General features: G+C 63.6%; 9 protein-coding genes. All 9 read right to left on the bottom strand.

Annotated elements, in window-relative coordinates; all coding sequences use genetic code 11:
* A partial coding sequence (locus ACXJ7R_RS17440) for an SMP-30/gluconolactonase/LRE family protein (RefSeq protein WP_457152926.1) occupies positions 1 to 545 on the bottom strand: 545 nt, incomplete at its 3' end.
* A 12-nt stretch (positions 546 to 557) separates the two neighbouring features.
* Complete coding sequence (locus ACXJ7R_RS17435) at positions 558 to 2,060, bottom strand: aldehyde dehydrogenase family protein (protein ID WP_457152925.1); 1,503 nt, start codon at positions 2,058 to 2,060, stop codon at positions 558 to 560.
* Positions 2,061 to 2,085: 25 nt separating this feature from the next.
* Positions 2,086 to 3,585: an aldehyde dehydrogenase gene (locus ACXJ7R_RS17430; protein ID WP_457152924.1), complete on the bottom strand. Its 1,500-nt coding sequence runs from the start codon at positions 3,583 to 3,585 to the stop codon at positions 2,086 to 2,088.
* Positions 3,582 to 3,959 carry a carboxymuconolactone decarboxylase family protein gene (locus tag ACXJ7R_RS17425; RefSeq protein WP_109661499.1) on the bottom strand — a complete coding sequence of 126 codons (378 nt, stop codon included), beginning with the start codon at positions 3,957 to 3,959 and terminating at the stop codon, positions 3,582 to 3,584. The genes ACXJ7R_RS17430 and ACXJ7R_RS17425 overlap by 4 nt, the downstream gene beginning before the upstream one ends.
* Before the next feature lie 29 nt (positions 3,960 to 3,988).
* Positions 3,989 to 4,396 (bottom strand): hypothetical protein, encoded by a 408-nt coding sequence (locus tag ACXJ7R_RS17420; protein ID WP_457152923.1) that lies wholly within the window; start codon positions 4,394 to 4,396, stop codon positions 3,989 to 3,991.
* Between the two features lies 1 nt (position 4,397).
* Positions 4,398 to 6,071: a GMC family oxidoreductase gene (locus ACXJ7R_RS17415; RefSeq protein WP_457152922.1), complete on the bottom strand. Its 1,674-nt coding sequence runs from the start codon at positions 6,069 to 6,071 to the stop codon at positions 4,398 to 4,400.
* Positions 6,072 to 6,107: 36 nt separating this feature from the next.
* Positions 6,108 to 7,076 carry an ABC transporter permease gene (locus tag ACXJ7R_RS17410; protein ID WP_457152921.1) on the bottom strand — a complete coding sequence of 323 codons (969 nt, stop codon included), beginning with the start codon at positions 7,074 to 7,076 and terminating at the stop codon, positions 6,108 to 6,110.
* A 2-nt stretch (positions 7,077 to 7,078) separates the two neighbouring features.
* Positions 7,079 to 8,029 carry an ABC transporter permease gene (locus tag ACXJ7R_RS17405; protein WP_457152920.1) on the bottom strand — a complete coding sequence of 317 codons (951 nt, stop codon included), beginning with the start codon at positions 8,027 to 8,029 and terminating at the stop codon, positions 7,079 to 7,081.
* Positions 8,026 to 9,105, bottom strand: a 1,080-nt coding sequence (locus ACXJ7R_RS17400) for a sugar ABC transporter ATP-binding protein (RefSeq protein ID WP_457152919.1), incomplete at its 5' end; no start/stop codon positions are given. The genes ACXJ7R_RS17400 and ACXJ7R_RS17405, both read right to left, overlap by 4 nt.

Genomic DNA, 9,105 nt, shown 5'->3' with positions numbered 1-9,105 from the left:
GAGAAGGCTAGCCCGTTCGGCATAGAGAAATCATCGGCAACAACGGTGACTACTCCCGAGCTGGGATCGATCCTGTAGACGCGGCAGCCCGGTTGCTCCTGCAGGCCCTTGCGCCCGACATAATCCGAAATGATCCCGTAATTGGGATCGGTGAACCAGATGCTGCCGTCGGACTTCACGACCACATCGTTCGGCGAGTTCAACGGCTTGCCATCGAAAGAATCGGCCAGAAGGGTGATCGTGCCGTTCCATTCCGTGCGCACGACGCGACGCTCCCCCTGCATGCAGGTGATCAGCCTTCCGTTTCGGTCGCGTGTATTGCCGTTCGGGTTGGAGACATGGCCGCGGAAAAGCGAAACCGCTCCCGTCTCCTCGTCCCATCGCAGCATGCGGTCGTTGGGAATATCGCTCCAGATCAGCGAGCGAAGGTCGGCGAAATAGACCGGTCCCTCCGCCCAGCGATTTCCCGTATGGACGGTTTCGAGGAATGCGACCGGATCGATCAGCTCCCCAAACCGTGTGTCGATCGTCTCGTAGCAGGACATTGACCGCCTCGCCTATGGCAACCGGATCGCGACGGTTTTGGTCTCGGTGTAGAGCTGCAGCGCCTGTTCGCCAAGTTCGCGCCCCCACCCCGATTGCTTGAAACCACCGAACGGCATGGTGACGTCGTTGAAGTTGTGGCAGTTGACCCAGACCGTGCCGGATTTGATTTTCGCGGCCAGCCGATGCGCGGCGCCCAGATTGTTGGTCCAGATCGATGCAGCCAGGCCATACTCGGTGTCGTTGGCATCCCTGGCAAGTTGGTCCAGATCCTCGTCGTCGAACGGCATCGCGCAGGCCACCGGCCCGAATATCTCCTCGCGGATCACCGACATGTCCGGCCGCGTCCTGGAGATGACCGTCGGCTCGACGAAATAGCCGACGTCGCCGGCACGCGCGCCACCGGTGACGATTTCGGCACCGTCGCTCCTGCCTTCCGAGATCAACCTGGTGATGCGTTCCATCTGCTGCTGAGAGACGACGGGGCCGAGCTCGGTTGAGGGATCAAGCCCGGCGCCGAGCTTCAGCTTTTCGGCACGCTCGGCAATGCCGGACATGACCTTGTCGTAGATCTTCTTGTGGACGAAGAACCGCGTTCCCGCGCCGCAGCTCTGGCCGGCATTGAAGAATGCCGCGCTCGAGGCGCCCGCCACCGCCATGTCGATGTCGGCGTCCCCGAGCACGATGGTTGGCGCCTTGCCGCCAAGCTCCAGGCTGACCTTCTTGAGGTTGCCGGTCGCGGCGCGTGCGATCAGCCGGCCGACTTCGGTCGAGCCAGTGAAAGCAACCTTGTCGATGTCGGGATGGGCCGACATAGCCGCACCCACCGTTTCGCCAAAGCCGGTCAGAATGTTGACCACGCCTTCCGGAAAACCGGCGTCCTGGACCAGCTTACCGAAGTAGAGCGCACCGAGCGGCGTCTGCTCGGCCGGCTTGAGCACGATGGTGCAGCCAGCCGCCAGTGCCGGCGCCACCTTCCAGGCGAGCATGCTGAGTGGGAAGTTCCACGGGATGATCTGGCCGACGACGCCGACCGGCTCGCGGCGGGTGTAGGCATGCCAGTCACCCGGCGCGTTGATGGTCATCGTCTCGCCGTTGATCTTGGTGGCCCATCCCGCATAGTAGCGGAACGTCTCGGCCGTGAACGGCACCTCGCCATTGCGGGAATCGCCGATTGGCTTGCCGCTCTCATAAGAATTGAGCGTTGCCAGCATATCGACATTGGCGTCAATCAGATCAGCAAGTTTCCAGATCAGCCTGGCGCGCTCGGCCGGCACCATTTTTGACCAGGGACCGTCGATCGCCGTCCGCGCGGCCTTGACCGCCAGATCGACATCGGCACCATCGCCAGCCGGCACCTGCGCGATGACCCGGCCGTTCGAGGGGTCGATGACGTCGAGCGACTGTCCGGAGGCCGCAGGCAGCCACGCGTTGCCGATCAGCATCGCATGCCTGCCGCCGACGAACGCCGCCACCTTGGGGTCGAGCGGCGGCACCGCATCGAAACGTATGTTCATGATTTCCTCCGAAGGGTCTCTTCGATCAGCGCTGGACGAACGGCGCGGGAATGGAATTCCCGGCATCGATCCAGATGCTCTTTTCCTGAAGATATTCGTAGATGGCGGTCTGGCCGTTCTCCCGACCGATGCCCGACTGCTTGTAGCCGCCAAAAGGCGAGAGATAGCTGGTGGCGCGGTACATGTTGACCCAGACGCTACCGGCTTCGAGCCGCTCGGGCAGGCGGATTGCGCGGCCGAGGTCCTGCGTCCAAAGACCGGCCGCAAGTCCGTAGATGGTGTCATTGGCGATGGCCACCGCCTCGTCCTCGTCGTCGAACGGAATGACCGACAGAACAGGTCCGAAGACCTCTTCCTGGGCGATGCGCATGGACTGCTTCACGTTACCGAAGATCGTCGGCTCCACGAACCAGCCGTCGGCAATCGATTTGTCCTCGGGTATCTTGCCGCCGAGCAATTGCGCGGCGCCTTCACCGTTGGCGATGCCAATGTAGTCGAGCACTTTCGCGCGCTGCGGCAGGGTGGTGATCGGACCGACCTGGGTCTCGGGATCGAGCGGATCGCCAATCCTCGCGGTCTTTGCGAAGGCGACCAGCTTCTCCGTCACCTGGTCGTAGACGGAGCGCTGCACAAGCGCGCGCGAGCCGGCGATGCAGGTCTGCCCCGTCGCGGCGAAGATACCGGAAACGAGGCCAGGGATGGCGGCATCCATCTTGGCGTCGGCGAAAACGATGTTGGCGGATTTACCGCCGAGTTCGAGCGTCACCTTCTTAAGCCCGCCAGCGGCAGCCTGATAGACGCGGCGGCCGGTTGCATCGCCACCGGTGAACGCCACTTTCGCGACATCGGCATGCGTGACGAGGCGGTCGCCGATTTCATGGCCGAAGCCGGTGACGATGTTGACGACGCCGTTGGGAAAGCCCGCCTTCTCGAAAAGCCGGCCGAAGAACAATGCCGACACCGAGGAAAATTCCGACGGCTTCCAGACGATCGTGTTGCCGGCAGCGAGCGCCGGGGCAAGCTTCCACGTCGCCAGCATCAAGGGCGAGTTCCACGGCGTAATCGCGGCCACAACCCCGAGCGGCTCGCGGCGCGTGTAATTGAACACCCCCGGCTTGTCGATCGGGATCACACGCCCTTCGATCTTGTCGGCAAGGCCGCCAAAGAAGCGGAACCATTGCGGGATGTATTTGCACTGCATCCGCATTTCATTGATCAGTTTGCCGTTGTCGCGGGTTTCGAGAACAGCCAGGTTTTCGGCCTCCTCCGCCACAAGGTCGGCAAAGCGGGTCATGATCTGGCCACGCGCGCTTGGGGTCATCGTCCGCCACTCACCGCGGAACGCGGCCGCTGCCGCCTGAACGGCCGCATCGACATCGGCTACGCCAGCGCGCGGAACGAGGGCCCAGGCCTTGCCGGTGAAGGGATCGAAGGATTCGAAAAAATCCTCCGACTGCGCGGCGGCCGAGCGGCCGCCGATCAGCATCGAGAGCTTTTCCGTGGCCAGCGGCGGACGCGTTGTCATGCGCCGACTTCCTGCATTGCTTCGCGCGCCACCCGGAAGGAATCGACGCCCGCGGGCACGCCGGCATAGATCACGACTTGTAGAAGGACTTCGCGGATTTCGTCTTTGGTCACACCGTTGGTCAGCGCGCCCTTCACATGCATCTTCAGCTCGTGGGGACGATTGAGCGCGGAAAGCATGGCGAGGTTCAGCATGCTGCGGGTCTTCTTGTCGAGCGTGTCGCGGCCCCAGACAGCGCCCCAGCAATATTCCGTCACAAGTTCCTGCAGCGGACGATTGAAATCGTCGGCGCTGGCGAAGGATTTCTCGACGAATTCGGCGCCCAGAACCGATTTGCGGATTTCAAAACCCTTGTCGAAAACGTCTTTGCCCATTGGATGGTCCTTTCCAGTTGCTTGGGAGATCAAAGGCCGGGGCTCGGCCGATATTTGCGGCCGCGCGCGACCACCTGGCCGAGCGAGCCGTCGGTCAGGTAGGTCTGCGTCGCCTTGGAATCGTAGGGGACGTTCTCCTGGCCGGGATAACCGATCAGTTCGCGCACGCGCGGGCTCATGTAGTAGGTAGCGATGGCAATCGTGGTGATCGCCGAGAAGGCTTCGCCATCCTCCTTGTTGAGGCTTTCCAGGCGAGCCTCGGCGCCGTTGGCCGGATCGACTGCGATGCCGCGCGCAAAGCCCGGCTTCAGATCAATACGAAAATCCAGCGACTTCTCGACATCGGCGTAACCGCAGACGTCGCTGAACTTCGGCATCTTGCCATGCGCGGGGATGAGGAAGTCGGCGAGCGCGAAGAAAGTGTTCTGGTTTGACATGTCAGGCCACCTTCTGGTTGCGGCGCTCGGCGATCATGCGGCGCGTGTTGCGTAGCGCGACCGCCATGATGGTCGCCGTCGGGTTGGTGGCGCCCGAGGTCGGGAAGGTCGACGCATCCATGATGTAGAGGTTCGGCACGTCGTGGCAGGCGCCCCATTGGTCGACGACCGAGCGCTTCGGATCGTCGCCCATGACGGTGGTGCCGATGAGATGCCAGCCGGATTCACGCACCGGCGTCGAAACCAGCGTCTCGATGGCGCCGGCGGCGCGCACCGATTCCAGGCAGCGGTCGATGTTGAACTTCAGCAGCCGGTTGGAGTTTTCGTTGACCTTGTAGACGATTTGCGGCGCGGGCAGGCCATCGGAATCCACCAGATCCTTCGACAGGACCACCTGGTTGCTCTCTTCCGGAAGATCCTCACCGACAATGCCCCAGATCAGCGAGTGGCCGAAGCGGCGCGCTACATTTTCATGCAGGTTGGCGCCCCAGAAATCCTGGAACCGGCCGCTTTCGGCGACATAGACCTTGGACCCGGTCGCGCCGGATATGCCGACCGGTCCGCCCGACGGCATGCAGTTCCATTTCGAGCCGCGTACGAAGCCGCGGCTTTCGTCGCTCTCGTAGAATTCCAGCGAATAGACCTGTTGGCCGAAGGGACCGCGCCAGGAATCCAGCGGATCCTGGTAGGAGGCGAGTACGCTTGCAAAGGGATGCATCATCAGCCGCTTGCCGACCATGCCCGAAGAGTTGGCAAGGCCGTCCGGGTTCCCGGCCCCTCCCGACATCAGCAGCAGCCGGGGCGTGCCGACGCCGTTGGCGCACAGGATCACCACCTTGGCGCGCTGGCGCCGGTCGCGCCCGTTCGCGTCGACATAGACGACGCCGGTCGCCAGTCCCTGGTCGTTGGTCTCGATCTCCTTGACACGGGCACGGGTGACGAGCCGCGCGCCGGCCTTCAGGGCCAGTGGCCAATGCGACCGGTCGGTCGTCGATTTCGCGCCCTCCGGACAGCCCGTCAGACAGGTTCCGCGGCGCACGCAGGGATTGAGTTCGCCGAACTTCTCCGACGGGATGGCGTTGCTGCCGGGCCACCAGTGCCAGCCCATCTTCTCCATACCCAGCGCACCGCGCTGGCCGACGGAGCCCATGGGGAGCGCCGGAAAGGGATACGCGCCGCGCGGCGGATAGGCCGGATCGCCGGCAAGGCCAGACACGCCCACTTCGCGCTCGATCTCGAGCTGGTAGGGCAACAGGTCTTCATAGGTGAACGGCCAGTCCTCGGCCACGCCATCCATCGAGCGCACGCGGAAGTCGGACGGCAGGAAATGCATCCATTGCGCGCCGTAGAGCGTCGCGCTGCCACCGACGCCGGCATACATCAGCGGGTTGATGTCCGTCGTCGAGGTGTCGACGGGATAGTCGTTGGGATTGTCGCGGACGTTGGGATTGGGATGCCAGAGCTTGGTGCTGACAAGCTCGTGCTCCGGACGGGCACCCGTATAGTCGGCATAGTCCGGCCATTCGCCCTGCTCGAGCACGACGACGGAAATGCCGGCGCGCGCCAGATGGAGGGCTGCGACCGAGCCGGATGGACCGGCGCCGACAATCACGACATCGACTTCCTCGTCGCGCCTTGCCCGTGCACTGCGATCCGCCAGAACTTCAACGGTCATTTTCTTCCTCCCTTGCGGTCCAATGGCAACATCGTGTCAGACGAGGCGCGTCCGGTAAAACGCCGCCGCGCCGATGATGATGATGCCCTTGATGATGAGCTGCATCTCGATCGGAAATCCGAGCAGCAGCACGAGATTGTTGATCACCATCAGCACGGCCACGCCAAGCAGCGCCGCAAAGATGTTGCCGCGCCCCCCGGTCAGCGCGACACCGCCCATGACGGCGGCGACGATGGAGTCCAGTTCGTAGCCCTGGCCGACCCAGTTCGAAACGGTGCCGACATAGCCGAGCAGGAACAGCCCGCCTATTCCCGCGCAGACCGAACAGATCACGTAGCACAGGATGATCACGCGATCAGGCGCGACGCCGTTGAGGAACGCGGCCTTGGGGTTGGTTCCGACCATGAATATCTCGCGTCCGAGGCGCGATCGATGCAGCACGATGCCAAAAGCAATCGCCAGCACCGCCAGCGTCATCAGGTTGACGGGAACGCCAAGAATGCGCCCGGAGGCCAGAAAGCCCATGCCAGGCGGCAAGGTGCTGATCGGCGCACCGCCAGTGTAGGCGAAGCGGATACCCTGCAGGATGATCATCATCGCCAGCGTCGCCAGGAACGGACTGACGTTGCGCCTGGCCACCAGCCATCCGTTCAGGAAGCCGACAATGGCCGAGAAGACGATCGCCGCCAGGAAGATCAGCGGAATGGCGTCGTTGGTGGTGGCCTTGAAGGCTGTCGCCAGCACCGCGACCGTGGCCATCAGGGACGCCACCGACAGGTCCAGCCCGCGCACCAGGATCACGAATGTCTGGCCGATCACGACCATGCCGAGCGGTGCCGCGATGGTCAGCACATTGACCAGGTTGGCCGGCCGCAGGAAGGTCGGCGACGCCGCCGCAGCGACCGCCATCAGCACCGCCAGGAAGATCACCAGCCCATAGCGTTCGAAGATGGTCGCGAGCGACAGGCCTCGTGAGCGCGGCATCGGAGTGTCGAGAGGCGCCATCGTTATCTCCGCCTCGAAGTGTGGATGCCGACCGCGATGATGATGATGAGACCCTGGATGACCCACTGGTAGTAGGACGAGACGTTCACGAAATTCAGCAAATTGTTGAGCATGGTGACCAGCAGTACGCCGAGGAACGTGCCAAGCACGCCGCCCCTGCCGCCGGCCAGTATGGTGCCGCCGACCACGACAGGCGTCACCGATTGAAGTGTCAGCGCAGCACCGATGCGCGGATCGCCAACACCGGTGCGGGCGGTGAGGAAAATCGCCGCGATGCCGGCGCACAGGCCGGACAGCGCGTAAGCAAGCACGACGATGCGGTCGACGGGCAGGCCGTTCAGCCTTGCCGCTTCCCGATCACCGCCGACGAAATAGATGCTGCGGCCCGAACGGGTCCGCTGTAGCCAGAGGCCGGCCAAGGCGAAAATGGCTACGAGGATGATGGCGCTGACCGGAATGCCGGCGACCTTGGCATAGGCGACGTCGGCGAAGGCGCGCGGCACCGAACCGCCGGGCTCCTTGCGATACATCAGCGTGCCGCCGAAAATGACAGAAGACATGCCGAGCGTCACGATCAGCGAATGGACGCGCAGCACAACCGTCAGCAGCCCGTTGAGCGCCCCCACAGCGGTCGCGGCCACCAGGGCGAGCGGCAGCGCCAGCCAGACCAGGTCCGGCCGCCATTCGAGGAAGTTCGCCAGGAAGACCGTCAGCGCGCTCACCAGCGAGCCGATCGCCAGGTCGATGCCGCCCATCAGCACGACGAAGGTCTGGCCGAGGCTGACCATGCCCAGCACGATAAGCTGCTGGAACAGATTGCCGACATTGCGCCAAGTGAGGAAGCGGTCGGACAGGAAACCGCCGGCAACAGCCAGCATGACCAGCAGCACCGCAACGATCAGGTACGACATCATCAGCCGGTTGCGGCGAATATCCATGGCGATGGCGCTCATGCGATCTCCTCCGCTGGCGCCTTGTGACGCTCGATCGATCTTACCGCGAGATCCATGATTACCTCCTCGCCGAGAGCGTCGCCTTCGACTTCGCCCACGACGCGGCCCTGGGCCATCACGAAGACCCTGTCGGACAGACCAACGATTTCTGGCAGTTCGGAACTGATCATCAGGACGCCGACGCCCGAATCCGCCAGACGCCGGACGATGCGGTAGATCTCGACCTTGGCGCCGATATCGACGCCGCGTGTCGGCTCGTCGAGGATGAGCAGCCGATTGGCGATCCTGGACCAGCGACTGAACAGCACCTTCTGCTGGTTGCCGCCAGACAGATTGCCGACCTTCACATCAGGCGACGGTGTTGCGACCGAGAAATCGTGGATCTGGCGCTCCGCCAGCGCACGCTCCCGCGAGCGGTCGATCAGGCCATATTTCGTAATGCCCTGGAGGTCCGGCGCCATGATGTTGGCGGAAATCGGAAGGCCAAGAAAGAGGCCCTCGTCCTTGCGGTTCTCGGTCAGAAAACCGAGGCCGCCGGCGATGGCATCCTTCGGCACTCTCTTTGGGAACGGCTTGCCGTCGAACTCGATCACCCCGCCTTCGACGGCGCGCGCGCCGAAAATGGCCTCCGCGACTTCCGTGCGCCCCGAGCCGACCATGCCGGCCACGCCGACGATCTCTCCGGCCTTCACGCTCAGGCTGACGTCGCGTACGCGCGGACCGGCCCGCAGGTTGCGAACGCTGAGGATGTCCGGCCCATCCGCCGGCGCCGCGCGCCGCGCCGGATAGATCTGGCCGAGGCTGCGGCCAACCATCTTGGTGATCATCTCTTCGCGGCTGATCTCGCCCACCGGGCTCATGCCGACGACCTGGCCGTCCTTCAGGATTGTTACCCGGTCGGCGATCTCGAAAATTTCCTCGAGCCGATGCGAGACATAGACGATGCCGACGCCCTCGTTGCGCAGCCTGCGCATGTTCTCGAACAAAAGGTCGACCTCGTGGCCGGCAATGACAGCGGTCGGTTCGTCCAGGATGAGCAGCCTGGCCTTGCCGACCAGCGCTTTTGCAATCTCGAC

Source organism: Mesorhizobium sp. P5_C1 (genome assembly GCF_054049815.1).
This window is presented reverse-complemented; position numbering and strand designations above follow the sequence as displayed.

Bases quoted from the DNA above. Each gene is read 5' to 3' on its own strand.
- ACXJ7R_RS17420 (WP_457152923.1), bottom strand. From the start codon at position 4,396: ATGTCAAACCAGAACACTTTCTTCGCGCTCGCCGACTTCCTCATCCCC.
- ACXJ7R_RS17405 (WP_457152920.1), bottom strand. From the start codon at position 8,029: ATGAGCGCCATCGCCATGGATATTCGCCGCAACCGGCTGATGATGTCG.
- ACXJ7R_RS17425 (WP_109661499.1), bottom strand. From the start codon at position 3,959: ATGGGCAAAGACGTTTTCGACAAGGGTTTTGAAATCCGCAAATCGGTT.
- ACXJ7R_RS17415 (WP_457152922.1), bottom strand. From the start codon at position 6,071: ATGACCGTTGAAGTTCTGGCGGATCGCAGTGCACGGGCAAGGCGCGAC.
- ACXJ7R_RS17430 (WP_457152924.1), bottom strand. From the start codon at position 3,585: ATGACAACGCGTCCGCCGCTGGCCACGGAAAAGCTCTCGATGCTGATC.
- ACXJ7R_RS17410 (WP_457152921.1), bottom strand. From the start codon at position 7,076: ATGGCGCCTCTCGACACTCCGATGCCGCGCTCACGAGGCCTGTCGCTC.
- ACXJ7R_RS17435 (WP_457152925.1), bottom strand. From the start codon at position 2,060: ATGAACATACGTTTCGATGCGGTGCCGCCGCTCGACCCCAAGGTGGCG.